The sequence below is a fragment of the Baekduia sp. genome, from assembly GCF_035685985.1.
Lineage (GTDB): Bacteria > Actinomycetota > Thermoleophilia > Solirubrobacterales > Solirubrobacteraceae > Baekduia.
This window is the reverse complement of record NZ_DASRZV010000024.1, coordinates 379,322-404,796: the sequence shown is the minus strand read 5'-3', so window position 1 is coordinate 404,796 and position 25,475 is coordinate 379,322. Positions and strand designations below refer to the sequence as shown.

Sequence of the window (25,475 nt, the reverse complement as noted above, 5' to 3'; positions counted from 1 at the left end):
GCATGGCTGACGAGCTGACGACGATCGACGAGTGGGGCCCGGAGAAGATCATCTGCGTCTCCGACACCAGGACGGGCATGCAGGGCGTGCTGGTCATCGACAACACCGCGCGCGGCATGGCCAAGGGCGGGACGCGCATGAGCCCGTCGGTGACGGTCACCGAGGTTCGGCGCCTGGCTCGGGTGATGACCTGGAAGTGGGCGATCGCCGACGTCTACCTCGGCGGCGCGAAGGCGGGGATCCGCGCGGACCCGACCGCGTCCAACCGCACCGCGGTGCTGCGCGCCTGGGCGCGCGCGATGCGCAAGCACATCCCCAGCGAGTACGTGCTCGGGCTCGACATGGGCCTCAGCGAGCAGGACGCCGCGATCGTCCAGGACGAGCTCGAGGACCGCGGCGCCGCCGTCGGCGCGCCGGGCTTCCTCGGCGGCGTCCCCTACGACGACCTCGGCTTCACCGGCTTCGGCGTCGCCGAGTGCGCCGAGGTGGCCGCCGAGCACGCCGGGTTCGCGCTGGCCGGCTCGAAGGTCGCGATCCAGGGCTTCGGCGCGGTCGGCCACGCCGCCGCCAAGCGCATCGTCGAGCTGGGCGGGATCGTGACCGCGATCTCGACGGCCGACGGGGCGCTCCACGCCCCCGACGGCCTCGACGTCGACCGCCTGCTGGAGCTGCGCGCGTCCGTCGGCGACGCGCTCGTCGCCGAGTACGAGGGCGCCGAGCGGATCCCGGCGGGCGACGAGCTGCTCGTCGACGCCGACGTCGTGATCCCGGCCGCGCGCCAGGACGTCATCGACGAGCGGGTCGCGGAGCGGATGAAGGCCAAGGTCATCGTGGAGGGGGCGAACCTGCCGACCGACGAGGCGGCCAAGGCGCTCTTCGCCCGCCGCGGGGTCGTCGTCGTCCCCGACTTCGTGGCCAACGCCGGCGCGGTGATCAGCACCGGGCCCGCGATGGACAGCCGCTACTCCACGCTGGCGCCGGACACCGCGAGCATGTACGACACGATCTCGGTCAAGCTCCGCGACAACACCCGCACGGTCCTCGAGGACGCGTCGCGGGACGGCGTGACCTCGCACGAGGCCGCGCTCGCGCTCGCCCAGAGCCGCGTGCGGCAGGCGATGGACGCCAAGGGCCGGCTCCCCCACGCGGCCTAGCCGACCCGCGCACGGACACCGGTCGCTCGGCATGGCCCATGCACCGAAGCTCCTCCTCGCGGCGTTCGACAGCTTCAAGGGGACGTTCTCGGCCCGCGAGGTGAGCGCCGCCGTCGCGGCCGGCGCCCGTGCGGCCGGCCTGGCGGCGCGTGCGCTGCCGATCGCCGACGGCGGCGAGGGCACCATGGACGCCCTCGTCGCCGCGGGCGGCGGGGACGTCCGCGAGGCGCGCGTCGAGGATCCCCTCGGCCGCGCCGTCGACGCTCGCTTCGCGCTGCTCGACGGCGGCGCGACGGCGGTGGTCGAGACGGCCCAGGCCAGCGGGCTGGGGCTCGTCGCGCCCGAGGAGCGCGACGCGTGGGCCGCCAGCACGTTCGGCACCGGCCAGCTCGTCGCGGCCGCGGTCGCCGCCGGCGCCGAGCACGTGCTGGTGAGCGTCGGCGGCTCGGCGACGACCGACGGGGGCGCCGGCGCGCTCGCGGCGATCGAGGCGGCCGGCGTCCGCCCGCGGATGACCGTGCTCTGCGACGTGACGACGCCGTGGGAGGACGCGCCCCGCGTCTACGGCCCTCAGAAGGGCGCGGACGCGATCGCCGTCGGTCGGCTGGAGCGCCGCCACGACGACCTCGCCGACCGCCTCCCGAACGACCCGCGCGGACGGCCGATGACCGGCGCCGCCGGCGGGCTGTCCGGCGCCCTGTGGGCCCGCTTCGACGCCACCCTCGTGCCGGGCGCGCGCTTCGTCCTGGATCGCCTCGGGTTCGACGCGCTGCTCGAGGACGCCGCGCTCGTCGTCACCGGCGAGGGCTCGCTGGACGAGCAGACCTTCGCGGGCAAGGCGGTGGCGGAGGTCACCTCGCGATGCGCCGCCCACGGGATCCCCTGCCACGCGCTGGTCGGACGAAGCCGGTTGTCCCCGGAAGGCCAACGCCGCCTCGGGCTCACCGGCGTGGAGACCGCGACGACGCTCGCGGAGCTGCGCGCCGCGGGCGAGGCGCTCGCGCGGCGGTACCGGTGACAGCTCGGGCCGGCCGCGCCTCTCTGACGCGTGGTCCACCGCGCGTCGCACACGGCGAGGTCGGCGTCGCTCAGCCCGGTCGTCGCCCGGCGGCCAGCGCGGCGCCCGCGTCGGCCAGGACGTCCTCGACCGGAGCCACCGCCTCGGGCTCCGGGTCGAAGCCCAGCGGCAGGTACCAGGCGCGTTCGACCTCGACGAGCGTGTCGCTGGCGTCGACGACGATCGCCTCGACCCGGGCGCGCAGCGCGGGGTCGGCGTCCGGCGCGCCGAGGGCGCGCACCAGCTCCGACAGCGCGGCGGCGAGCGCGCCGCCGGCGTCGCGCAGCGGGCGCACGCCGGCCTCGGGGTCGGCGAGCGTGCGGCGACCGGTGACGACCGCGCCGGCCAAGGATGGCGCGGCCGCCTCCGGCACCTCTCCGATGGCCTCGGCCATCGCGAGGTAGTGGCGCAGCGTGACCCGCTCGCGATCCCAGAGCAGGTCGGTGCGCGAGCGCACGAGGTCGAGGTAGTCGACGACGAGCTGGAGCTGCTCGCGCGCCAGCGGGTCGTCGGCGTCCAGGCTGGGCGCGACGACGTCGGTCAGCGCCTTGATCGCGGCGCCCAGGCCGTTGTGCACGTGGTCGGCGTTCACATTCGCTCCTTCAGCAGTTGGCGCAGCTCACCGACGACGATCGGCACCTCGCCCTTGACGCGCGCGAGCAGGATGTCCTGGTGGGACTTCCCGAGGCGCGCGACGCGGTAGGCGGTCGCCAGCGTCGAGACCACGATCTGGTAGCAGTTGAGGATCCGGTAGAACGCGAGCGCGTCGTGGTCGACCGGCAGGCCCGACGCCTCCTCGTAGCGCGCGAAGAACTCGTCGCGCGGGATCAGCCCGCACACGTAGTAGGTCCCGCGGTCGGCGCCCTCGCCGTAGTGCCCGAACAGCGCCTGGGTCGTCCACGCCAGGTCGCGGTGCCGGTCCCCGAGGTGCGCGCGCTCCCAGTCCAGCCACGCGCGGATCTCGCCCGTGGCCTCGTCGAACAGGAAGTTGCCGCTGCGGAAGTCGCCGTGCACGACGCTGACGACGTCGGTCGCGGGCAGGTTGCGCTCCATCCAGTTGGCGGCGACCTCCATCAGCGGCAGGTCGTCGGCGCGGTCCTCCTCCCACACGCGACGCGCGCGGTTGAGCTGCCAGAGCGCGCTCTCGGTGGTCCCCGCGCGGGGACGGTCGAGCGCGGTGAACGCGGCCTCCTCATGGTCGAAGGTGTGGATCCGGACCAGGTGGTCGAGGAACTGCGGCGCGAGGCGCTCGCGCAGCGCCGGCCCGAAGTTGGTGCCCAACCCGGACACCTTCCCCGAGGTGGCGCCGGTCGGCTTGGTGACGCCGTCGACGAAGGCGTACACCAACGCCGGCTCCGGGAACCAGCGCGCGTCGGCGTCCAGCGCGAACACGCCGGGCACCGGCAGCACGCCGTGAAACGCGCGCAGCAGCTCCGCCTCGCGCACGCGGCTGGTCGCGTTCAGCGACTCCGACGGATCCATCCGCACCATCAACCGGTCGCGCGACGGCCCGCGCTCCGGGTCGTCCCAGGCCAGCGTGAACCCGAGCTGGATCTTCGACACGCCGCCGGTGAACCAGCGCGTGTCGGAGATCTCGAACGGGCCGTCCAGCCGCTCCGCGAGCATCGCCTCCAGGCAGGCGGCCAGCTCGTCCTTGGCGATCCGGCGGTACGGCGGCCCGGCCCGCCGCCGCAGCTTGCGCACCAACAACGCGTCGGTCTCGCGCTCGGTCGGGAAGCGGCGGCGCATCTCCTCGATGAACGCCGCCGACGGGCGGTCGCGGTCGACGGCCGCCGCCGTCATCGCCGCCGCCCGTGCCGGGACTTGCGCTCGGCCAGGAACTCCAGGCCGAAGATGTCGCCCTTCTCGCCGTAGCCGACCCGGTCGCCGTGGTGCCAGCGCATCAGGCTCTGGAAGCACACGTGCGAGGGGTTGAACGAGTACCACGGGTGCCCGGCCAGCGCGGCCCCGTGCAGCTCGTGCCGCTTGCCGCGCACGTCGGTCGCCCGGATGTGGCTGTTCATCGGCAGCATGTCGGTCCCCGACGAGGCGACGACCTCCGCGTCGGTGACGCCGAACAGCTCGCCGTCCTCCATCACGTAGCCGAGCCGGAACCCGTCGTAGACCGTCTCCCCCGCGGTGACCTCCATCGGCACCGCGAGGTGGATCCCGTAGTCGTCGCCGAACACGGCCGAGATGTAGGACACGGCCCGCTTGCTGGTCTCGGTCCGCGTGCCGAAGCTGTGGTCCATGACGTCGTAGCAGTCGACCGCGTAGGTCTTCCCGCGCAGCGTCAGCTCGCCGGTGACGCGGCCCATCATCTCGTAGTGCCCCTTGCGATAGGCCTCCTCGCCGCCCGCCGCGTTGCCCCACTCGTCGCCCAGGCGCTCGTCGGCGCCCCCGCCCGCCTCGGTGAGCAGCGCGGGGTTCTGGTCGGGGTCGGTCGCGTCGAACGGGTCGTGCAGGGCCCGGAACTCCAGGTCGAACGAGCACGCGTCGCCGAGCTGGTACTCGTAGGTGAAGCGGTACTCCCGCGGCGGCTTGGTCAACTCCACCGACAACCCGTTGGGCAGCGAGTACTTCAGGAACGACTCGGGACACGGCAGGTGCATCTGCGCGTCGGTGAAGTCCATCTCGTAGGGCTGCCGGCAGAAGCCCTGCCCGACGGCCACCGACGAGAGCGCCACGCCGAGGTTCGGCCGGGCGGCGACGTAGACGTTGGCCAGGATGCCCGCCTCGGGGACCGAGAAGATCAGCGGGGTCGTCTCGGTCCAGCGCCAGTTGGCGGGATCGCTCGGGTGGAACTCGGAGTCAGCTGCGGTGATCATGTTGTAGGTCCTCGCCCTCTCTAGAGCTTGCAGGCCGGATCGGGCTGCGGTCGGTTGACGCTGCCGGGCACCTCGGCGACCGTCTTGAAGACGTAGCCGTCGCCGCCCTTGGCGACCTCGGCGATGTAGGAGGGCCGCACGAGCTGGTGGTCGGCGCCCATCTTCACCGCGCCGACGAACGAGTCGAAGGAGATGCCCTCCAACGCCGCCTTGACCTTCTGCGGGTCGACGCTGCCCGCCTTCTCGACCCCGGCGAACAGCAGCTGCGCCGAGAGGTAGTTGTCGGCCGCGACGGTCTCCGGCACGGCGCCGAAGCGCTTCTGGAAGCCGGCCACGAACGTCTTGTTCATGGGGTTGCCGGACGGCTCGTCGTAGCCCAGGTTGGACAGGAAGCCGACGGTCTTGGCGCCGAGCGCCTGCAGGTTGGGCTCGGTGACGATGTTGTAGGAGAAGATCGACTTGAAGCTGTCGAAGAGCTTGTACTGCGACGCCTGGTTGACGAACGCGACGCCGTCCGCCGAGGGGACCAGGCCGAAGAAGCCGTCGGCGCCCGACGCGCGGAGCTTGGAGATGAAGGACCCGAAGTCGGTCGTGCCCAGCGGCGCGAACTGGGTCAGGACGACCTTCTTGCCCGCCTTCTCGGCCGCGGCCTGGAAGACCTTGGCGGCGGTGTGGCCGGTCGAGTAGTCGACCGCCTGGATCGCCCACCGCTGCGCCTTGGACTGCTTCAGCATCTGCTGGAAGCCCGCCAGCAGCATCGACGCCGACTGCGTCGCGCGGAACGCGTTGGCGCTGCAGTTCTCGCCGGTGATCGCGTCGTCCTGGCCGTTGCCCAGCAGCGCCAGCGCGCCCAGCGCCGGGAGCTGCTGCGCCAGCGCGCCGACCTCCGGCGAGGTGACGATCCCGCTGACGTACTTCGCGCCGCTCTGGGTGACGAGCTTGCGCACGGCGCGGATCGTCGTGTTCGGCTGGCCGTCGGTCGAGCTGGTGAGGACCTCGACCTTGTGGCCGTCCACGCCGCCGTGGGCGTTGGCCTCGGCGGCCGCGTACTGCCAGCCGCGCACCGCGTTCTTGCCCAGCTGCTCCAGCGCGCCGCCGCTCGGCGGGACCAGCGCGATCTTCAGCGGCGCGCCGCCGCCACCGCTCTTGCTCGCGCCGCCGGCCTCATCGCCCGACCCGCACGCCGTCACCCCGCCGACCGCGGCGGTCAACGCCAGCGCCATCGTCCATCGCTTGTACCGCATGTCTCCTCCGGTTCTTGTCGCACAACCCATCGCTGCGCGGGCATGCGGCGGCCGACCCCGTCCGGGGTCGCGTCGCGCGCCCGCCTTCCGTCCTCCGTGCTACTCGGGCGCCGCCAGCGCCGCCTCGATCGGCGGCACCGACCCCGGGTCGGGGTCGAAGCCCAACGGCAGGTACCACGCCCGGTCGGCGGTGATCGTCGCGCGCGCGGCGCGCACGGTCTCCCGCTCGATCGCGTCGCGCGCGGCCGGGTCGGCCGTCGCGGCGTCACGGATCAGCTCGCGCAGCGCGGCGGCGACCGCCGCGCCCGCCTCCGCCACCTCGGCGCGACGCGCGGCGGCGCGCTGAAGCGCGTCCTCGCCGCGGGCGATCGCGTCGTCGAGCGCCGCCGCGCACGCGGGCGTGCAGGCGGCGGCCGGCGCGCGCACCGCGCGGGCCAGCGCGAGATCGTGCTCCAGCAGGAAGCGCTCGCGCTCCTCCAGCAGCGCCACGCGGGCGCGCAGGAAGTCCAGCGCGTCGACCACCAGCGCCAGCTGCTCGGAGGCCTGGGCGGCGTCCGGGTCCAGCGCCGGGGCGACGACCTCGCGCAGGGCCTTGATCGACGCCCGCAGCGTCGTGTCGGTCGCGTCGATCACCGCACGTCCTCCAACAGCGTCCGCAGCTCCTCCAACACCACGCCGCGCATCCCCTCCACGCGCGCGAGCAGGATGTCCTGGTGGGTCTTGCCCAGGCGCGCCACGCGCCAGGCCGACCCGACGGTGCTGGCGACCATGCTGTAGGCATTGAGAACCCGATACCAGCGCAGGCGCTCCGGGTCGACCTCCAGCCCCGACAGCTCCGAGTACCGGTCGTAGAACTCGTCGAGCGGGACGAGCCCGCAGACGAGGTAGGTCCGGCCGTCCTCGGCGTAGTGGCCGCAGACCGGCTGCGTGGACCACGCGAGGTCGCGGTGGCGGTCGCCGAGGTGCGCGCGCTCCCAGTCCAGCCAGCCGGTGATGCGCGCGGAGCCCTCGTCGAAGAGGAAGTTGCCGCTGCGGTAGTCGCCGTGGACGAGGCTGACGTGGTCGAGCGTCGGGAGCGTGCGCTCCAGCCATCCGGCCGCGACCTCCATCAGCGGCACGTCGACGCCGCGGTCCTCCTCCCACAGCCGGCGCGCGCGGTTGAGCTCCCACAGCGCGCTCTGGGTCGTGCCCACCGCGGGCACGTCGAAGCTCGGCAGCGACGCGTCGCGCAGGTCCAGCGTGTGGATCCGGGCCAGGTACTCCAGGTACTGCGGCGCCAGCCGCTCGCGCAGGCCCGGGCCGAAGTTCGTGCCCAGCCCGGCGACGTTGGCGCCCACGCCGCGGCTCGGCTTGGCGACGCCGTCGATCAAGGCGTACACCAACGCCGGGTAGGGGAACCAGCGCGCGTCGTCGTCGACCCAGAACGCCTCGGGCACCGGCAGCCGCCCGTCCAGCGCCCGCAGCAGCTCGAACTCGCGCAGCTTGCTCGTCGCGTTGTGGGACTCGGCGGGGTCCATCCGGACCATCAGCCGATCGGTCCGTGGACGGCCGCCGTCCTCCCACTCCAGGACGAAGCCCATCTGCACCTTCGAGGCGCCGCCCGTGAACCACCGGGCGTCGGACACCGAGAACGGCCCGTCGATCGTGTCCTCCAGCATCCGCGCGACCGCGTCGCTCAGCTCCTGGAGCGAGACCGGCGCGTACGGCGCCCCGCCCCGGCGGCGGAGCTTGCGCACCAGCTGCCGATCGGTCTCGCGCTCGACCGGATAGCGCCGCCGCAGCTCCTCGATCAGCTCCGGCGGCGGATCGTCCAGCGACGCGAAGTCCCAGCCGCGTGTGATGTCCATGACCCCCATCGACCCTCCCACTTCCTGACGCTCGCAGTCGTCACCACCGCGTGGGGCGTTGGTGACTTCTCCAGCCGGACCACCGTATGGCGGGCCGCGAAATCCGCGCGAAATGGCCGGATCGGTGATAGTCGGCCGGTGACCGTGTTGAAGGCCAAGGTCCGGCCGCCGGCGGTGCGCGGCGCGGTGGTCGCGCGCCCGCGGCTGGCGTCGCGGATCGCCGAGCTGACCGAGCGGACCCGCCTGGTGTGGGTCCGCGCCACCGCGGGGGCGGGCAAGACGACGGCGGTCGTCGAGGCGATCGCGGCGTCGCCGCGTCCGGTCGCGTGGCTGACGCTCGACGCCTCCGAGACGGCGCCCGGACGGCTGCTCGCGCACCTGGAGTCGGCGCTGGCGGGCGCGGTGCCCGGCCTGCGCGCGGTGGCGACCACGGCGCTGGCCGACGACGTCACGCACGTGGAGGCGGCGGGCCTGCTCGCCGAGGCGCTCGGCGAGCGCGACCTGACGCTGGTCGTCGACGAGGTCGAGCACCTCGCCGAGGCGCGCCAGGCGCGGGCGGCGCTCGGCGCGTTCCTGCGCTACGCGTCGCCGGCGCTGCGCGTGATCCTCATCTCGCGCCGCGACGTGGCGCTGCACATGGGCGGCGCGCGGGACGCGGGCGCCGGGCACGTGACCGAGGCCGATCTCGCGTTCACCACCGAGGAGGCGGCGGGCGCCATGGAGGCGCTCGGCCAGCGCGCCGACGACGCGGCCACGGCCGTCGCGGCCACCGGCGGCTGGGTCGCCGGCGTGCTCTTCGAGGCCTGGCGCTCGCCCGCGCACGCCCACGGGGCCGGCGGCGAGTCCGACCCCCTCAGCGGCTACCTCGCGACCGAGATCATGGCGGCGCTGCCGGAGGCGCAGCGGCGCTTCCTGGTCGTCACGTCCGTGCTGGACGAGGTGACGCCGGCGCGCGCGGAGGCGCTCGGCGTCCAGGACGCCGGCGCGCTGCTGGCCGGCCTGCGGTCCCACCACGTGCCGGTGGCGTTCGGGGCCGACGGCCTGGAGATGCGCTGCCACCCGCGCTTCCGCGAGTTCCTCCAGCAGCGCCGCCTGCTGGAGCTCGACCTCCGGACCGTGCGCGACCTGCACCGGCGGCTCGGCGCGCTGCTGGTGTCCGAGCAGCGCCTCGACGACGCGGTCGCCGCGTTCCTGGAGGGCCACGACGTCGCGGCCGCCGAGGCGGTCGGCGAGCGCGCGATGCCCGGGGTGCTGCGCCGCCGCGACTTCGTGGTGGCGTCGTCCTGGCTGGTCGCGTTCCGGCCGGAGGTCGTCCGCGCCTCGCGCGCGCTGACCTACGCCGAGCTGATCGTGGCGATGGAGCACGAGGAGTTCACGGCCGGCACGGAGGCGGCCGATCGCCTGCTGGAGCTGGGCGCCGGCGGGCCGCTGGAGCCGACCGCGGCGGGCGCGATCGCGATGTGCCTGCTGCACGTCGGCCGCCTGGACGACGCCTACGAGACGATCGAGCGCCTGCCGCCGGGGCCCGAGCGCGACGTCTGGCGCTTCCAGCTCGGCGTCGCGATGGCCGACGACCCGCAGCACTACCGCGATCGCCCCGACCACACCGGGCTGCACGGCTTCCTGGCGCGGCTCGACCTGTACCAGGGTCGCTTCGACCGCCTGCTGGAGCCGATGACGGCGCCGTGGGCGGCCGCTCGGTCCAGCCGCGTGGAGGCGCTGCGCGCGGTCGGGCGCCACGAGGAGGCGCTGGCGCTGCTGCACGAGTCGGCGACGACCGGGTGGACGTCCTCGCGCGTCCGTCAGCTCGGGGAGATCATGGCCGACCTCGGGCGGGTGGCGGAGGCCGAGGCGGCGGCGCGCGAGGGCCGGCAGCTGCTGGCGCGCAGCGGCGCCCTGAGCGCCATGTTGCACTACCTGTTCGAGACGACGCTCGCGCTGCGCCTGCACGGCGACACGGCGGCCGCCGCCGCGGCGCTCGCCAAGGTCGAGGCGGACCCGACCGCGCGCCGGCGGCTGCGGACGCTGGAGCAGATCGAGCTGTGGCACGGCCTGATGGCGCTGCTCGACGACGACGCGGTGAAGGCCGCGGTCCACCTGCGGAGGGCCGTCGCGCTCCTCCAGCATTGGGATCGCCTGTTCTTCCTGCCCGCCGCGGCCGTCTACCTCGCCGAGGCCGAGTGGCGGCTCGGCGACGAGGCGGCGGCCGACGCGGCCGCCGACGTCGCGCTGGCCGCCGCGCGGCGCCAGGGCTCCAACCACCTGGTGTTGCAGGCCCTGCGGGAGTTCCCGGCGGTCGTCTCGCGCCGGCTGGACGCCGAGGCCGGCGCCGACTCGCCGTGGCATCGGCTCGGGCGGGCGCTGATGAGCGCGGGCGCGCTGCGCGACGTGGCGCTGCTGCCCCGCGTGCACGTGCGCGAGTACGGGACGCCGGCGCTCCTCGTCGACGACGCGGAGGTCGTCCCGAAGCTCAGCAAGAGCGTCGAGCTGCTCGCCTACCTCGCCGCGCACGGCCGGCGCGCGAGCCGCCAGACGTTGTTGTATGAGCTGTTCGACGGGCGCGACGACGCGTCGGCGCGCAGCTACGTACGCCAGGCGCTGACGCGCCTGAAGGCCTCGCTGCCCGACGACGCCCCGCTGGAGGTCAGCGCCGAGGAGGTCGTCTGGCGCGACGAGCACCTCAGCGGCGACGGGCTGCGGTTCGAGCGGCTGGCCGAGAGCGCCCGGCAGCTCGAGGGCGCCGCGCGCGCCGAGGCGCTGGAGGCGGCGCTGGCCCTCGTCGAGGACGGCGGCGAGTACCTGCCGGGCGTGACGTCCCCGTGGGTCGAGCGCCGGCGCGCCGCGCTCGCCGCCCGCGCGACCGACGCGCGCCTGGACCTGGCCGAGACCGCCTTCGCCCTCGGCGACCTCGGCCGCGCCGACCGTCGCGTCCGCGCCGTCCTGGCCGCCGACCCCTACCGCGAGAGCGCCTGGCGCCTGGCGATGCGCGTCGCCGCCGCGCTGGGCCAGGACGACGAGGTGATCGCGTGCTTCCGCGGCTGCCGCGACGCGCTGGCCGAGCTGACCACGGGCCCGGCCGAGTCGACGCGCAGGCTCCTGGAGCACCTGCGGCGCTGAGTGTCGGCGCTAGCGACCCTCCACGCCGTGGGGCCGGAAGATGACGGCGGGCTCGACGTGGCGGGCGCCGGGGATGGCGTAGAGCGCGTCGACGTCGGTCATCACGGCCGGGAGCATCGCCGTGTAGACGGCGACCTCGGCGGGGCTGGCGGCCAGGTCGTTGCGGGCGGCCAGCAGCGTCACGAGGCGCCGCTGGGCGTCGGCGTCGCGGTGAAACGGCGTCATCGGCGGGCCTCCGTCGCGGCCATGGTGGGCGTGCGCAGGTGCCAGTCGGTCGCCTGCTGGAACGCGTCGCCCACGCGCAGGACGAGGTCCTCGCGCAGCGCGGGGCCGGCGATCTGCAGGCCCATCGGCAGGTCGTGGTCGGTGAACCCCATCGGCACGGTCAGCGCGGGCAGCCCGAGCGCGTTCCAGTAGGGCGTGAACATCGCCGGCCACTTCGGGCCGAGCGCGACGTCGGCGGCCTCCTCGATCGGCACCGCGCCGACGCCGAGGGTCGGCGTGACCACCAGGTCGAGCCCGCCCTCGGCCAGCAGCGCGGCGAACGCGTGGCCGCCGGCCTCCCGCGCGCGCTGCGCCTGGACGTAGTCCGCGCCGCTGTACAGCGGCGCGGATCCGAGGACCATGCGGGTCCCGGCGGCGTAGTCCTCCCACCGCCCGCGCAGGTCGGACAGGTGATAGGCCGCACCCTCGGAGATCAACATGACGATGTCGGCGGTGCACAGCTCCGCGTAGAGCGGCAGCTCCACGTCGACGACCTCGGCGCCGCGCTCGCGCAGCACGTCCGCGGCCGCCGCCAGCGCCCCGTCGACCTCCGCCTCGCGGCAGTGCGCGGCCGGGGCGAGGAGCGGATCGAGCCCGATGCGCAGCCCGCGCAGGTCGCCGGTCAAGGCCTTCGTGTACTCCCCCACCGGCGCGTCGAGCGCCTGCCGGTCGTCGGCGTCGGCGCCCGCCATCACCTCCAACATGAGCGCGCAGTCGCGCGCCGACCGCGCCATCGGGCCGACGTGGTCCAGCGTGAACCCGAGCGGCAGGCAGCCGGTCCGCGGCACGCGCCCGAACGTCGGCTTCAACCCGCTGATCCCGCAGAACGCCGCCGGCATGCGGATGCTGCCGCCGGTGTCGGTGCCGATCGCGCCGAGGAACAGCCCCGCGGCGACGCCGCTCGCGCTGCCCGAGCTCGACCCGCCCGTGTAGCGGCCCGGGTCCCACGGGTTGCGCGGCACCGGGAACGGCTTGCTCGCGTCGGGCAGCCCGACCGCGTACTCCATCGTCGAGGTCTTGCCCATGACGATCGCGCCGGCGTCGCGCAGCCGCGCCACCGCGACCGCGTCCTCGTCCACGCCCCACTCGGGGTCGGTCACGAGGCTCTGCGCGGTCGTCGGGCCCTCGCGCGTGGCGAGGATGTCCTTGACCGCCACCGGCACGCCGTGCAGCGGCCCGAGCGGGCGGCCCTCGGCCACCGCGGCGTCCGCCGCCCGCGCCGCCGCGCGCGCCGCGTCGTCGAAGCGCGAGATGTAGGTGCCGATGACGTCGTCCCACGCGTCGGCGGCCGCGATCGCCTCCTCGACCAGCCGCGCGCTGGTCACCGTCCCGTCGCGGACGGCGCCCGCCGCGTCGCTCAGCGTCCGCGCCGCGCTCGCCGCGCTCACGCCCGGCACTCCGGGCTGACGGCCGGCGTCGTGATCCTCGCCGGCGTCTCGGCGACGATCTTGAAGCCCAGCCCGCCCGGGCCGCCGGCCTTCTTGACGACCTGCCCGACGTAGGAGGACCGCAGCAGCTGGTGGTCCCGCGGGCGCACCGTCACCGTCCCGGCGATGCTGTCGTAGGACGCGCCGGAGAGCGCCTCGCGGACCTTGTTGGGGTCGGTGCTGTGGGCGCGCTCGATGCCCTCGAAGAGCATCTGCGCCGCGAGGTAGGTGTCGGCCGGGACGTAGTACGGCGCGCTGCCGTACTTCTTGGTCCACGCGGCGACGAACGCCTGGTTGTCCTTGTTGGTGGCGTCGACGTCGTAGTTGACCTGGTTGTAGAAGCCGAGGATCTTGTCCTTCAGCGCCGGGAAGAGCGGCTCGGAGACCTGGTTGAACCCCAACACGGTCTTCAGCGTGTCGAACAGCTTGAACTGCGCGCCCTGGTTGATGAGCGCGACCGCGTCGGCGCCGAAGGTCACGCTGAACAGCGCGTCCGCGCCGCTGTTCTTCAACTTGGTGATCTGGCTGCCGAAGTCCGTCGTGCCCAGCGGCGTGAACTGCGTGAAGACGACCTGCTTGCCCGCCTTCGCGGCCGCCGCCTTGAACGCGTCGGCGGCGCTGTGGCCGATCGAGTAGTCCACCGCCTGGATCGCCCAGCGCTTGCCCGGGAGCGACTTGAGGGTGTTGACGATCCCGTTCATGTCCATCTGCGCCGACTGCACGGCGCGGAACGCGTTGGGGCTGCACTCCGCCTCGCCGAGCACGTCGTCGTTGGCGGTGGCGTTGAACAGCAGCGCGTTCATCGCCGGCAGCTGCTTCTGCAGCGCGGAGTTCTCCGGCCCGGTCATCACCGCGCCGAGGAAGTGCGCGCCGTGCTTGCTGAGCGCCTGCCGGGCCAGCCGCACGGTCGTGGACGGCGAGCCGTCGGTCGCCGACGTCACGATCTTGACCGGGTGGCCGTCGACGCCACCGCGGGCGTTGGCCTCGTCGGCCGCGAACTGCCAGGCGCGGACGGTGTCCTTGCCGAACTCGCCCAGGGCACCGCTCAGCGGCGGGACGAGCGCGACGGTGATCGGGCCATGGTCGCCGCCCGACGAGCCGCCGGAGCCTCCGGACCCGCACGCCGTGGCCCCGAGGGCGAGGGTCAGCGCGGCCACCGTGCCGCCGATGCGCAAGTGCTTGCGGTTCATCTCGCCATCGTCCATCCGGTCGGAGGCAGGACCGGCTCCGCCCGTTTACGCCGCGGTTACGCCGCCGCGAGCCCTTGCGGCGCCTGGCCTCGCGTCGCGCTCCGCCGTCTCAGGACGCCAGGCGGTAGCCCACCGCGCGCACGGTCTCGATCCGCGCGCCGTACTCGGCCCCGAGCCGCGCGCGCAGGCGCCGCACCTGCACGTCGACCGTGCGGACGGCACCGTAGTGCGCGTGGCCCCAGACGCGGTCCAGCAGCGCCTCGCGCGTGAAGACCCGGTCGGGGTGCAGCAGCAGGAACCGCAGGAGCCGGTGCTCCATCGGCGTCAGCTCGACCACGCGGCCGTCGATCGTCGTCGTGTGCCGGGCGGGGTCCAGCCGCAGGCCGTCGAGCGCGAGCACCTCGCCCTCGACCGCCGCCCCCGCGCGCTGCCACGCCCGCGCGATCCGCAGCGCCAGCTCGTCGAGCGCGCCGCCGACGACCACGATCTCGTCGACCGTCCGCGGCGCGGGCCGCGCGGCGAGCGCGGCGCCCTCCACCGCCAGCACGAGCGGCAGCGCGCTCAGCGCGGTGCACCCCCGCAGCGCGTCGGCGACCGCGAGCGCGCGCTCCAGCGTCGCGACGTCGTCGGCGACCAGGAACGCGACGTCGGGCTCGGCCCGGGCGGCCAGCGCGGCCATCGCCGCGGCCGGATCGCCGTCCCGGGCCGCGTGGCGCGTCGCGTAGCCCAGCTCGGAGAGCCCGGCGGCCAGCGACGCCGTGGCCGGCCCCTCGCCGCCCCAGACCCACGCCTCGCGCACGCGGCTCCCCTACGCGCCCGGCACGGCGCGGCCGATCCGCAGCTGCGACGTGTCGCCCATCGCGAAGCGCCCGACGCTGGAGACGAACGTGTGGCGGTCGGCGCGGAAGTAGCAGATGGCGAAGTCGTAGATCCGCCCCGTGATGTCCCAGATGACCTCCTGGGCCAGCATCACGGGCGCGCCCGGCTCGACGTCCAGCAGCGAGGCGACGGAGGCGTCGGCGAGCGTCGCGTTGAGGAACCACTTCGAGCCGCCGAGCGTCAGCCCGGCGCGGTCGAGCAACCCGTACCACTCGGTCGTGAACGGCGTGCCGCGCAGCGCCTCGCCCTCGGGCAGCCGCACGTAGTTGGTGGCCAACCACACCACCAGGCCGTCGACCCAGCCGAGGTACTCCAACAACAACACCGGCTCGCCCGGCGCGACGCCCAGCCGCCACGCGACCGCGTCGGGCGCCGGCACGATCCGCGAGTCGATCACCTCGGGCCGCGCGCGGCGGCTCTCGGCCTCCTCGCCGACCTCGCCGTGCATCTCCTGCAGGGTGATCGCGTAGCGCTGCTCGCCGATCGCGAACGTCCCGACGCCGCGGACGCGCTCGACGACCCGCTCGGCGCAGAGCATCGCCAGCGCCTCGCGCACGACCGCGCGCGCCACGCCGTAGGTGGCCATCAGCTCGTTCTCGCCGGGCAGCAGCCCGTCGGCGTACACGCCGCCCAGCGTGTTGTCGCGCAGCACGTCCCGGAGACGGCGCGCCGTCCCGTCCTCGCGCCCGCGCCGCTGCGCCATCCGTCGCGCGACGGCGACCTGCCTGCGGTCCGGTCCGTTCACGGGCCAACGATATGCGGCCGCGGCGCGCCGCGCCGGCGACGGGTTGGAGGAACCTCCAACGCCGGGGCGCCGCTCAGCGACGGCGTGAGCGCGTGGCGACCGGCACGGCCTCGGCGGCATCGGCGTCGGCGTCGACCGGACGGCCGAGCGTCGCCAGCCCCTCGTCGACGAGCCGCGTGACGATGTCGGCGAGGTTGTCGGTCTTGAGCACCTGCGGCGGCCAGAAGGTCACCGAGTGGATGAGCCCGATCGCCGCCTGCGTCGCGACCGCGATGCGCTCGGACGACGCGTCCGGGAAGCTGCGCGTGATCGCGTCCTCCCAGCGGGAGGCGTACTGCTGCATGCGGCGCGTGTACTGGCGGCGCCACGGGTCGACCAGCGACCGGACCTCGCGCTGGTAGACGTTGACGAGGTGGCGATGCTCGATCGAGAACTCGACGTGATGGCGGATCAGCCGCTCGAGGTCCGCCCGCGGGTCGTCGTACATCGGCGCGGCCGCCGTGATCAGCTCGTCGAGCGTCTCGTTGAGCAGGGTCGCGAGGATCTCGTCCTTGCCGCTGAAGTGCCGGTACAGCGCCGGGCCGCTGATGCCCACGCGCTCGCCGATCTGGTCCACGCCGACGCCGTGAAACCCCTTCTCATAGAACAACGCCGCGGCGGCGTCGAGGATCTCCCGATCTCGGCTCACGCAGCGAAGCTAGCAGGGCCGGGGGTCATCGGCCGTTCCACACCGGCTCGCGCTTCTCGAAGAAGGCTGCGACACCTTCCTGCATGTCGTCGGTCGCGAACGCGATCGTCAGCTGCGCGCGCAGGAAGTCCCACGCGTCCTCGGCGGCGAGGTCGTTCTGACGCCAGAGCGCGTCGCGCCCGAGCTTCATGAGCAGCGGGGACTTCGCGGCGAGGCGGCCGGCCCACTCGCGCACCGTCGCGGCGTGGTCCTCGCGCGGCACGACGACGTTGACGATCCCGAGGCGCTCGGCCGCGCGCGCGTCGAGGCGGTCGCCCATCAACATCAACTCGGTCGCCTTCTTGCGCGGCAGGTTGCGGTAGATGAGCACGGCGATCATGAAGGGGAACACGCCGACGTTGATCTCGGGCGTCCCGAACGTCGCGGCGTCCGAGGCGATGATCAGGTCGCACGCGAGCGCGAGCCCGAACGCGCCGGCCAGGCAGTGCCCGTCGACCGCCGCGATCACCGGCTTGCCCAGCTCGCCGATCAGCGTGAACAGCTCGGGGAAGCGGCCGTTGGCCACGTGCTTGTGGGCGAGCGGGACGTCGGAGGCGAAGCCGCCGAGGTTGCCGCCCGCGCTGAAGGTCGTCGGGTGCGTGGACGCGAGCACGACGCAGCGCACCGCGTCGTCGTCCCGCGCGGCGGCGAACGCCGCCAGCAGGTCGGCCATGACCGCGTCCGACAGCGCGTTGCGGCTGTCGGGCTCGTCGAGCGCGATCGTGGCGACGCCGGCGTCGACGGTGAGGCGCAGCGTGTCGAAGGACGGGCTCACGCTCGGCGACGATAGCAGACCTCTGTGAACGTTGGTTAACACACGCGGTTGTCCACTCGACCTCAGCCATTGCGGCTAGACGCGGGGCGAATCGGGGATTAGACTGAGCGTTGGTTAACGTCACCAGGGTCGGTTACGGTCTACCGAAGGAGGAGAGAGCGCGCGCACCCGAGCGCGTGCTGGGTCACGCCATGAGCACCGTGGAACGTCCGCGCGCCCGCCCAGCGGCCGCCTTGCACACCGCCCTCGCCCGCCGTCGCGCGGGCCTCGTCCGCCGTGGCCGCCGGCTGCTGCGATCGACCGAGCGCCTGCTCGCCACCAGCGACCAGCACGCCTACGAGGACGCGGAGGACCTCGACGTCCTCGTCGCACAGCTCGACGTGCTGATCGCCGACGTCGTCGAGCGGCTCGCCGCCGGGCGGCCGGACCCCGACGGCGGCGCGACGCTCGGCGACCTGGGCAGCGCGCTGATCGAGCTGCAGAGCTTCCGGTCCGAGGTCCACGACCACGACGTCCACGAGCGCCTCGACCGCCTGTCGGCGATCGAGGCGGGCCTCGCCCCGCTGCGCTTCGTCCACGACCCCGACGAGCTGCTGGCCAAGGCCTGCGAGACGGTCGTCCACAGCTGCGGCTTCGACCGCGCGCTGCTCTCGCGCGTGGAGGACTCGACCTGGCGCCCGTGGAAGGCCTATGCCCTGAACGAGGGCGAGGGCGAGCGCGGGTTCCGCGAGTGGATGGCCACCAACCCGCAGATCGGGCTCGACCACCTCCTGCTGGAGAGCGAGATGGTCCGCCGCCACGCGCCGGCGCTCGTCGACGACCCCGAGTCCGACCCGCGCGTCTACCGGCCGCTGATCAAGGCCTCCGGGAACACGCCCTACGTCGCCGCGCCGATCATGCCGACCGGCCGCGTCATCGGCTTCCTGCACGCCGACCACGAGTCGGGCCTGGTCACCGAGCTGGACCGCGACATCCTCGGCGCGTTCGCCGACGGCTTCGGGCAGATCTTCGAGCGCGCGGTGCTGCTGCGGCGCCTGCGCTACCAGCGCGAGCAGGTCCGCGAGGCGATGACGACCGTCGAGCAGGTGCTGGAGGACCTGGCCAACGCCGAGATCGAGCTGGCGGCGCGCGCCAACCCCGACCGGACGACCGGCGCGCCGCCGCGGATCCCGCCCGGCCCCTCCCCCGCGCCCGGCTCGCGGATCGACTCGCTGCTGACCCCGCGCGAGCTGGAGGTGCTGGCGCTGATGGCGACCGGCGCGACCAACAGCCGCATCGCCGAGCAGCTGGTGATCACCGACGGGACCGTCAAGTCCCACGTCAAGCGGATCCTGCGCAAGCTGCGCTCGGCCAACCGCGCCGAGGCGATCGCGCGCTACCTGCGGCTGACGATGGCCTCGCCGCCGTCGCGCTAGGCGCCGGCGGCGGCGCGCCGCAGCGCCTCGCGGTGCTCGGGCGCGGCGATCGCGATCAGCGCGGCCGCCCGCTCCCGCAGGTCGAGCCCGCGCAGCCGCGCGACGCCGTGCTCGGTGACGACGACGCCGACGTCGGCGCGCGCGGTGGTCACCGGCCCGGACAGCCGCGCCACGATCCGCGTCGCGCCGGTCTTGGCGACCGTCGCCGGCAGCGCGACCACGCCCTCGCCGCCGGTCGCCGCCGCCCCGCGCAGGAAGTCGACCTGCCCGCCGACGGCGCCCACCGCGCGGCCGCCCGCGCGCTCGGCATTGACCTGGCCGGTGAGGTCGACCTCGACCGCGCCGTTGATCGCCACCAGGCGCCCGACGCCGGCGAGCGTCCGCGGCCGGTGGGTGTAGGACACGGGCCGCTGGACGACGGCGGCGTTGTTGTCCAGGAAGTCGAAGAGCCGCTCCGAGCCCAGCGCCGCGCCGGTCACGACGAGCCCCGTGTCGGCGGGCTTCTGCGCGCCGGTGATGACGCCGTCGGCCATCAGGTCGGCGATCGGGTCGCAGATCATCCCCGAGTGCACGCCGAGGTCGCGCGCGCCGCGCAGCCCGCGCAGGATCGCCTCCGGCAGCGCGCCGACGCCGACCTGCAGCGTGTCGCCGTCGCGCACCAGCTCGACGACGTGCGCGGCGATCGCGCGATCGACCGCGCTCTCGCGCGCGGGCGGCGCCTCCAGCAGCGGCCGGTCGGTGTGGACGGTCGCCGTCAGCGCGTCGTAGGCGATGGTCGCGCCGGGCACGCGCGGCATGCGCGCGTTGACCTCGGCGATCACCGTCCGGGCGTGCGCGACCGCGTCCGCGATGTAGGCCGTGTCGACGCCGAACGAGCACCGCCCGTCGGCGTCGGGCTCGGAGACCTGGATCAGCGCGACGTCGCCGGGCAGCTTGCGATGCGCGAACAGCTCGGGCAGCGCGGAGAAGTGCGACGGCACGATCCGGACCGGCCGCGCCGCCGCCACCTTGGCCAGCGCGCCGAGCACGCCGTAGGACACCACGTCGATCGACGCGGCCTCCGGCGCGGCCAGCACGGCGCGCCAGGTCAACCCCGAGTAGAGCGACAGGTCGGTCAGCTCGCCGGCGCCGGCCGCGCCGATCAGCGCGTCGACCAGCCCGACCGGCTCGGCGCAGCCCTGGGAGACGACCACGCCGTCGCCCGGCCGCACCCACCGCGCGAGGTCGAGCGCCGCGTCCACCGGCTCAGCCCTCGAGCCGCTGCAGGAGCGTCCCCGTCCCCAGGCCGCCGCCGCAGCACATCGTCACCAGGCCCAGCTCGCTGTCGCGCCGCTCCATCTCGTGCAGGATCGTGGCGACCAGCCGGGCGCCGGTCATCCCGACCGGATGGCCGAGCGCCATCGCGCCGCCGTTGACGTTGACGCGCTCCATGTCGGCGTCGAGCTCCTGCTGCCAGGCGAGCACGACCGAGGCGAAGGCCTCGTTGATCTCCACCAGGTCGACGTCGCCGAGCGTCAGGCCCGTGCGGTGCAGCAGCTTGCGCGTGGCCGGGATCGGCCCGGTGAGCATGATGATGGGGTCGACGCCGACCGTCACCTGGTCGACGATCCGGGCGCGGCCGCGCAGCCCCAGCTCCTCGGCCTTGCGCGGCGAGGCCAGCAGCACCGCGGAGGCGCCGTCGGAGATCTGCGACGACGTGCCCGCGGTGACCTTGCCGACGTCCGGCCGGAACGGCGTCTTGAGCGTCGCGAGCTTCTCCAGGCTCGTGTCCGGGCGGATGCCCTGGTCCTCGGTGACCGTGCCGTGCGGCGTGTCGACGGCGACGATCTCCTTGACGAAGCGCCCGTCCCGCTGCGCCGCGTGCGCGCGGCGGTGCGACTCGACGGCCAGCGCGTCCATCGCCTCGCGCGTGATGCCCCAGCGGTCGGCGATCAGCTCCGCGCTCTCGCCCTGGCCGACGAAGTCGAAGCGCTCCTGCAGCTCCGGCGGCCACGGCGACCCGTACAGCTCGGCCACCTTCAAGGGGGAGTCGATCGGCACGTGCTGCATGTGCTCGACGCCGGCGGCGATCACGAGGTCGTGCGTGCCCGACGCGATCAGCCCGGCCGCGTAGGAGACCGCCGACTGCGCGCTGCCGCAGCGGCGGTCGATCGTGATCGCGGGGACCTCGACCGGGAAGCCCGCCTGCAGCCAGGCGTTGCGCGCGATGTTGCGCGACTGCTCGCCGAACGGCGCGGTGCAGCCGGCGATGACGTCCTCGACCTCGCCCGGGTCGATGCCCGTGCGCCGGACCAGCTCGGTCAGGCACGTCGCGAGCAGCGTGTTGGGGTGCGTGTCGCGGAAGGCGCCCTTCTCGGGGTGCGAGCGCCCGATCGCGGTGCGGACCGCCTCGACCACGAGCGCCGGGCGACCGGACTCGATCATCGGCGAGGTGACCTTGCCGTTGCCGTCGGTGGTGGCCATCGTCACATCACCAGCCCGCCGTCGACGCACAGCACCTGGCCGGTGATGTACGCGGCGTCGTCGGAGGCCAGGAACGCGAACGTCCCGGCGATCTCCTCGGGCTCGGCCCAGCGTCCGAGCGGCACGCGCTCCAGCTGCTTCTCGGCGAAGCGCGGGTCGGTGCGCACGGTCTCGGTCATCGCCGTGGCCGCCAGCGGCGCGACCACGTTGGCGGTGATGCTCTTGCGCGCCAGCTCCTTGGCCAAGGACTTGGTCAGGCCGACGATCCCGGCCTTGGCCGCCGCGTAGTTGGCCTGGCCGATCGTGCCGACCAGGCCGGCGGCCGAGGTCGAGTTGATGATGCGGCCGGTGCCGTCGTCGGGCAGGTGCGCCAGGGCCTCCTGCGAGACGGCGTAGGTGCCCATGAGGTGGACGTCGATCACGGTCCGGAACTTCTCCTCGTCGAGCTTGGGGAACATCGCGGGGCGCGTCACGCCCGCGTTGTTGACGACGATGTGCACGACGCCGTCGCGCAGGCCCGCCGCCGCGGCGACCGCGGCCCGGACCTGCTCGCGGTCGCTGACGTCGGCGGCGACGCCGATCGCGCGGCCGTCGCCGATCTCCGCGGCCACGGCGGCCGCGGCGTCGCCGTCGCGGTCGGCGATCGCCACCGCGGCGCCCTCGGCGGCCAGCCGCCGCGCGACCGCCGCGCCGATGCCCGCGCCCGCGCCGGTGACCAGCGCGACCCGTCCGTCCAGGCGCGCCATCAGTACGACCTCGGCAGGCCGAGCACGTGCTCGCCCAGGTAGTTGAGGATCATCTCCTGGCTGATCGGCGCGATCCGCGTCAGGCGAGCCTCGCGGAAGTAGCGCTCCACGTGGTACTCGCTGGCGTAGCCCATGCCGCCGTGGACCTGCACGGCGCGATCGGCGGCCTGGAAGCCGGCGTCCGCGCACAGGTACTTGGCCATGTTGGCCTCGCGCGCGCACGGGAGCCCCTGGTCGTAGAGCCACGCGGCCTTGCGGACCATCAGCGTCGCGGCGTCCAGGCGCGCGAGCGCATCGGCCAGCGGGAACTGCAGGCCCTGGTTGGCGCCGATCGGCCGGCCGAAGACCACGCGCTCCTTGCCGTAGTTGACGGCGCGCCTCAGCGCCGCGCGGCCGATGCCCAGCGCCTCGACGGCGACCAGGATCCGCTCGGGGTTGAGGCCGTCCAAGATGTACTTGAAGCCCTTGCCCTCCTCGCCGACGCGGTGCTCCTCGGGGACCTCCAGGCCGTCGATGAACAGCTCGTTGGAGTCCACCGCCTTGCGCCCCATCTTCGGGATCGGCCGGATGTCGACCTTGTCGCGGTCGAGGTCGGTCAGGAAGAGCGTCATCCCGTCGGTCTTCTTGTCGACGTCCTCGAGCTTGGTGGTGCGCGTGAGCAGCAGCACCTTCTCGGACTCCAAGGCCTTGGAGATCCACACCTTGCGGCCGTTGACCACGTAGTCGCCGCTGCCGTTGCGCTTGGCGAACGTCGTGATCCGCGTGGTGTCGAGGCCGGCGTTGGGCTCGGTGACGCCGAAGCAGACGTGCAGCGAGCCGTCGACGATCCGCGGCAGCGTGCTCTGCCTGAGCGCGTCGGACCCGTGCTTGATCACCGGGTGCATCCCGAAGATCGACAGGTGCATCGAGCTGGCGCCGTTCATGCCGGCGCCGGAGGCGGCGACCTCCTCCAGCAGCAGCGAGGCCTCGAGGATGCCGAGGCCGCTGCCGCCGAACTCCTCGGGGGTCGTGATGCCGATCCACCCGGCGTCCGCGAACGCCTTGTAGAAGTCCCACGGGAACTCGTGCTTCTCGTCGCGCTCGGACCAGTACTCGTCGTCGAAGGTGGCCGCGAGATCCGCGACCGCGCGCTGGATCGACTTCTGGTCGTCGGTCAGCTCGAAGTCCACAGTCTCCTCCTACATTTCTTTGTGAACGATCGTTCACGACACTACCACGCCGCCGCGCCGCCGTGGGCCACGGTGGTGGCTAACGCTCGTTAACGGATCCTGGTAGCGTTGACGCCATGGACTTCCGCGACAGCCCGGCCGACGCCGAGTTCCGCGCCGCCGCGCGCGCCGTCCTGGAGGAGGCCGTCGCGGCGCTGCCCGGTGCCGAGCCGCCGACCGTCGAGGAGCGCCTGCCGTGGTTCCAGGGCTTCCAGCGCACGCTGCGCGACGCGGGCTACGCGGGCCTCGCGTGGCCGCGCGAGTACGGCGGCCGTGACGCGACGCTGACCGAGCAGGCGATCTTCCTGCAGGAGTACGACCGCGCCGGCGCGCCCGACCGCCTCAACCTGCTCGGCGAGGGCCTGGCGGGGCCGACGATCATCGACTTCGGCACCGAGGAGCACAGGCGGCGCTTCCTGGAGCCGATCCTCTCGGGCGAGGAGATCTGGTGCCAGCTGTTCTCCGAGCCCAACGCCGGATCGGACCTCGCCGCGCTGGAGACGCGCGCCGAGCGCGACGGCGACGGCTGGCGCGTGACCGGGCAGAAGGTGTGGACCTCGCGCGCCCAGGTCGCGTCCTTCGGGATGCTGCTGGCGCGCACCGGAGGCCCGCGGCACAAGGGCATCACGTACTTCCTGCTGCCGATGGACAGCGAGGGCGTCACCGTCCGGCCGCTGCGCCACATGCTCGGCGAGGCGGAGTTCAACGAGGTCTTCCTCGACGACGTCCACATCCCCGACGACCTGCGGATCGGCGAGGTCGACGGCGGCTGGCGCGTCGCGATGGCGACGCTGTCCTACGAGCGCGTCGCGCTGGCCACCGGGCGCGTGAACGTGCAGCGGCTGGTCAACGAGTTGGTGTCCCTGGTCGCCGCGTCGCCGTACGCGCAGGACACGGCGGTCCGCCGCAAGCTCGCCGACCTCTACGCGCGGGCGCAGGTCCAGCGCGTCAACGGCCTGCGCGCGCTGTCGTCGCTGGAGCGCGGGACGCCCGGCCCGGAGGCGTCGATCGGCAAGCTGCTGTCGGCGCCGCTGGTCGAGGACATCGCGGACTTCGCGCTGTCGCTCTCCGGCCTCGACGGGCAGCTCGACGAGGGCGAGCCGGACCCCTGGCTGAAGCTCTCCTACCAGGCGCGCGGCACGTCGATCGCGGGCGGCACGACGTTCATCCAGCGCAACATCGTGGCCGAGCGCGCACTCGGCCTCCCGCGTTAGCGATCGTTCATCCCCGGGTCGATTCGAGGGTCATGGTCTTCACCGACGAGCAGCAGGACTTCGCGGCGAGCATCCGGGCGTTCTGCGCCCGCGAGTGCGGCACGCGCGAGCGGCGGGCGGCGCTGACGGAGGGCTTCACCATCGCCAACTCGCACCCCCTGCTGGAGCGCCTCGGCGAGTTGGGGTGGTTGGGCGTGTCGGTCCCGACCGAGTACGGCGGGGCGGGCGCCGGGATGGTCGAGGAGTGCATCTTCCTGGAGGAGACCTGCCGCGGCCACGCGCCGATCCACGGGTACTCCACCGCGCTGACCGCCGGCCAGACCTACCTGCGCTGGGGCACCCCCGAGCAGAACCGCGAGATCATGGGCGGCGTCTGCCGCGGGCGGCTGGAGGCCATCGGGCTGTCGGAGCCGGGCGCGGGCTCCGACCTGGCGGGCGCGCGCTGCGCCGCGCGGCGCGAGGGCGACGAGTACGTCGTCAACGGCCAGAAGACCTGGATCTCGGTTGCCCACGAGGCCGACCACGTCCTGACGCTCGTGCGCACCGACGCCTCCGGCGCCAAGCACGAGGGCCTGACGTTCCTGATCGTGCCGACCGACGCGCCCGGCGTCGAGATCCGCGAGATCGAGGTCATGACCCCGCGCGTGGTCAACGACGTGTACCTCACCGACGTGCGCGTCCCGGCGAGCGCGGTGGTCGGCGCCGAGGGGCGCGCCTGGTCGCAGCTGACGCGTGGCCTGGCGATCGAGCGCCTGATCATCGCCGCGATGGCCGTCGGCTACGCGCAGCGGTCGCTGGACGACACGATCGCCTACCTGCGCGAGCGCGAGCAGTTCGGCCGCCCGCTGTCCAAGTTCCAGGCCTTGCGCCACCGCGTCGCGGACGTCGCGGCCGAGATCACGGCCTGCCGCGCGCTGGTCTACGACGTCGCCCAGAAGATCGACGCCGGCCAGGAGGACGCGCTGTCGACCGAGTCGTCGATCGCCAAGCTGAAGTGCACCGAGGCGGCCAAGCAGGCCGCGCTGGAGGGCATGCAGCTGATGGGCGGCTACGGCTACGCCGTCGAGTACGGCATGGAGGAGCAGGTGCGCATGGCGCTCGTGCCGCCGATCTACGGCGGCACCAACGAGATCCAGCGCGAGATCATCAGCAAGAACCTCGGGCTCTAGGAGGCC

Annotated in this window: 23 protein-coding genes; 6 read left to right on the top strand and 17 right to left on the bottom strand. The window is 73.8% G+C overall.

Annotated features, from left to right (window positions below; all coding sequences use genetic code 11):
• Nucleotides 1-2: 2 nt before the first annotated feature.
• Nucleotides 3-1,154, top strand: a complete 1,152-nt coding sequence (locus tag VFG42_RS14335; RefSeq protein ID WP_324909417.1) for a Glu/Leu/Phe/Val family dehydrogenase — start codon at nt 3-5, stop codon at nt 1,152-1,154.
• Between the two features lie 31 nt (nt 1,155-1,185).
• A complete protein-coding gene (locus VFG42_RS14330; RefSeq protein WP_324909416.1) occupies nt 1,186-2,172 on the top strand; it encodes a glycerate kinase in 987 nt (328 codons plus the stop codon).
• A gap of 70 nt (nt 2,173-2,242) precedes the next feature.
• Here VFG42_RS14330 and VFG42_RS14325 read toward each other — a convergent pair whose 3' ends face one another.
• The 6 genes from VFG42_RS14325 to VFG42_RS14300 form a co-directional block, all read right to left on the bottom strand.
• Entirely contained in the window at nt 2,243-2,803 is a 561-nt protein-coding gene (locus tag VFG42_RS14325; protein WP_324909415.1) for a hypothetical protein, read from the bottom strand.
• Complete coding sequence (locus VFG42_RS14320) at nt 2,800-4,014, bottom strand: phosphotransferase family protein (RefSeq protein WP_324909414.1); 1,215 nt, start codon at nt 4,012-4,014, stop codon at nt 2,800-2,802. The genes VFG42_RS14325 and VFG42_RS14320 overlap by 4 nt, the downstream gene beginning before the upstream one ends.
• On the bottom strand, nt 4,011-5,039 hold the full coding sequence (locus VFG42_RS14315) for a DUF7064 domain-containing protein (protein ID WP_324909413.1): 1,029 nt from the start codon (nt 5,037-5,039) through the stop codon (nt 4,011-4,013). The genes VFG42_RS14320 and VFG42_RS14315 overlap by 4 nt, the downstream gene beginning before the upstream one ends.
• A gap of 20 nt (nt 5,040-5,059) precedes the next feature.
• Nucleotides 5,060-6,283, bottom strand: a complete 1,224-nt coding sequence (locus VFG42_RS14310; RefSeq protein ID WP_324909412.1) for an ABC transporter substrate-binding protein — start codon at nt 6,281-6,283, stop codon at nt 5,060-5,062.
• A gap of 99 nt (nt 6,284-6,382) precedes the next feature.
• Nucleotides 6,383-6,916, bottom strand: coding sequence for a hypothetical protein (locus tag VFG42_RS14305; RefSeq protein ID WP_324909411.1), 534 nt, complete (start codon nt 6,914-6,916; stop codon nt 6,383-6,385).
• Nucleotides 6,913-8,130: a phosphotransferase family protein gene (locus VFG42_RS14300; RefSeq protein WP_324909410.1), complete on the bottom strand. Its 1,218-nt coding sequence runs from the start codon at nt 8,128-8,130 to the stop codon at nt 6,913-6,915. Before VFG42_RS14300 ends, VFG42_RS14305 begins: the two co-directional genes overlap by 4 nt.
• Before the next feature lie 138 nt (nt 8,131-8,268).
• Here VFG42_RS14300 and VFG42_RS14295 point away from each other — a divergent pair, with 138 nt between their 5' ends.
• The gene (locus VFG42_RS14295) at nt 8,269-11,247 is read left to right on the top strand and encodes a BTAD domain-containing putative transcriptional regulator (RefSeq protein ID WP_324909409.1); all 2,979 of its coding nucleotides are present in this window, start codon (nt 8,269-8,271) and stop codon (nt 11,245-11,247) included.
• A gap of 9 nt (nt 11,248-11,256) precedes the next feature.
• On the opposite strand, the gene VFG42_RS14290 is transcribed toward VFG42_RS14295, so the two are convergent.
• The 7 genes from VFG42_RS14290 to VFG42_RS14260 all read right to left on the bottom strand — a co-directional run bounded on the left by VFG42_RS14290 (nt 11,257) and on the right by VFG42_RS14260 (nt 17,254).
• Nucleotides 11,257-11,472 carry a hypothetical protein gene (locus tag VFG42_RS14290; protein WP_324909408.1) on the bottom strand — a complete coding sequence of 72 codons (216 nt, stop codon included), beginning with the start codon at nt 11,470-11,472 and terminating at the stop codon, nt 11,257-11,259.
• Nucleotides 11,469-12,899: an amidase gene (locus VFG42_RS14285; RefSeq protein WP_324909407.1), complete on the bottom strand. Its 1,431-nt coding sequence runs from the start codon at nt 12,897-12,899 to the stop codon at nt 11,469-11,471. The genes VFG42_RS14290 and VFG42_RS14285 overlap by 4 nt, the downstream gene beginning before the upstream one ends.
• The gene (locus VFG42_RS14280) at nt 12,896-14,128 is read right to left on the bottom strand and encodes an ABC transporter substrate-binding protein (RefSeq protein WP_324909406.1); all 1,233 of its coding nucleotides are present in this window, start codon (nt 14,126-14,128) and stop codon (nt 12,896-12,898) included. Before VFG42_RS14280 ends, VFG42_RS14285 begins: the two co-directional genes overlap by 4 nt.
• Nucleotides 14,129-14,237: 109 nt before the next feature.
• Nucleotides 14,238-14,927: a winged helix-turn-helix domain-containing protein gene (locus VFG42_RS14275; protein ID WP_324909405.1), complete on the bottom strand. Its 690-nt coding sequence runs from the start codon at nt 14,925-14,927 to the stop codon at nt 14,238-14,240.
• A gap of 9 nt (nt 14,928-14,936) precedes the next feature.
• Entirely contained in the window at nt 14,937-15,752 is an 816-nt protein-coding gene (locus tag VFG42_RS14270) for a GntR family transcriptional regulator (RefSeq protein WP_324909404.1), read from the bottom strand.
• 73 nt (nt 15,753-15,825) lie between these two features.
• On the bottom strand, nt 15,826-16,440 hold the full coding sequence (locus VFG42_RS14265; RefSeq protein ID WP_324909403.1) for a TetR/AcrR family transcriptional regulator: 615 nt from the start codon (nt 16,438-16,440) through the stop codon (nt 15,826-15,828).
• Between the two features lie 25 nt (nt 16,441-16,465).
• The gene (locus VFG42_RS14260; protein WP_324909402.1) at nt 16,466-17,254 is read right to left on the bottom strand and encodes an enoyl-CoA hydratase/isomerase family protein; all 789 of its coding nucleotides are present in this window, start codon (nt 17,252-17,254) and stop codon (nt 16,466-16,468) included.
• Nucleotides 17,255-17,445: 191 nt separating this feature from the next.
• Between VFG42_RS14260 and VFG42_RS14255 the strand changes: the two genes are divergently transcribed.
• A complete protein-coding gene (locus VFG42_RS14255) occupies nt 17,446-18,669 on the top strand; it encodes a LuxR C-terminal-related transcriptional regulator (protein WP_324909401.1) in 1,224 nt (407 codons plus the stop codon).
• Here the strand turns inward: VFG42_RS14255 and VFG42_RS14250 are convergent.
• From VFG42_RS14250 to VFG42_RS14235, 4 genes are read right to left on the bottom strand one after another with little or no spacing between them, the layout of a single operon-like run.
• Nucleotides 18,666-19,910: an acetyl-CoA hydrolase/transferase family protein gene (locus VFG42_RS14250; RefSeq protein ID WP_324909400.1), complete on the bottom strand. Its 1,245-nt coding sequence runs from the start codon at nt 19,908-19,910 to the stop codon at nt 18,666-18,668. The genes VFG42_RS14255 and VFG42_RS14250 overlap by 4 nt on opposite strands.
• A 4-nt stretch (nt 19,911-19,914) precedes the next feature.
• A complete protein-coding gene (locus VFG42_RS14245; protein ID WP_349260423.1) occupies nt 19,915-21,093 on the bottom strand; it encodes a thiolase family protein in 1,179 nt (392 codons plus the stop codon).
• Between the two features lie 41 nt (nt 21,094-21,134).
• A complete protein-coding gene (locus VFG42_RS14240; RefSeq protein WP_324909398.1) occupies nt 21,135-21,878 on the bottom strand; it encodes an SDR family NAD(P)-dependent oxidoreductase in 744 nt (247 codons plus the stop codon).
• Complete coding sequence (locus tag VFG42_RS14235) at nt 21,878-23,047, bottom strand: acyl-CoA dehydrogenase family protein (protein WP_324909397.1); 1,170 nt, start codon at nt 23,045-23,047, stop codon at nt 21,878-21,880. Before VFG42_RS14235 ends, VFG42_RS14240 begins: the two co-directional genes overlap by 1 nt.
• Before the next feature lie 116 nt (nt 23,048-23,163).
• Here VFG42_RS14235 and VFG42_RS14230 point away from each other — a divergent pair, with 116 nt between their 5' ends.
• Nucleotides 23,164-24,300, top strand: a complete 1,137-nt coding sequence (locus tag VFG42_RS14230; protein WP_324909396.1) for an acyl-CoA dehydrogenase family protein — start codon at nt 23,164-23,166, stop codon at nt 24,298-24,300.
• A 32-nt stretch (nt 24,301-24,332) separates the two neighbouring features.
• Entirely contained in the window at nt 24,333-25,469 is a 1,137-nt protein-coding gene (locus VFG42_RS14225) for an acyl-CoA dehydrogenase family protein (protein WP_324909395.1), read from the top strand.
• The last annotated feature ends 6 nt before the right edge of the window (nt 25,470-25,475 follow it).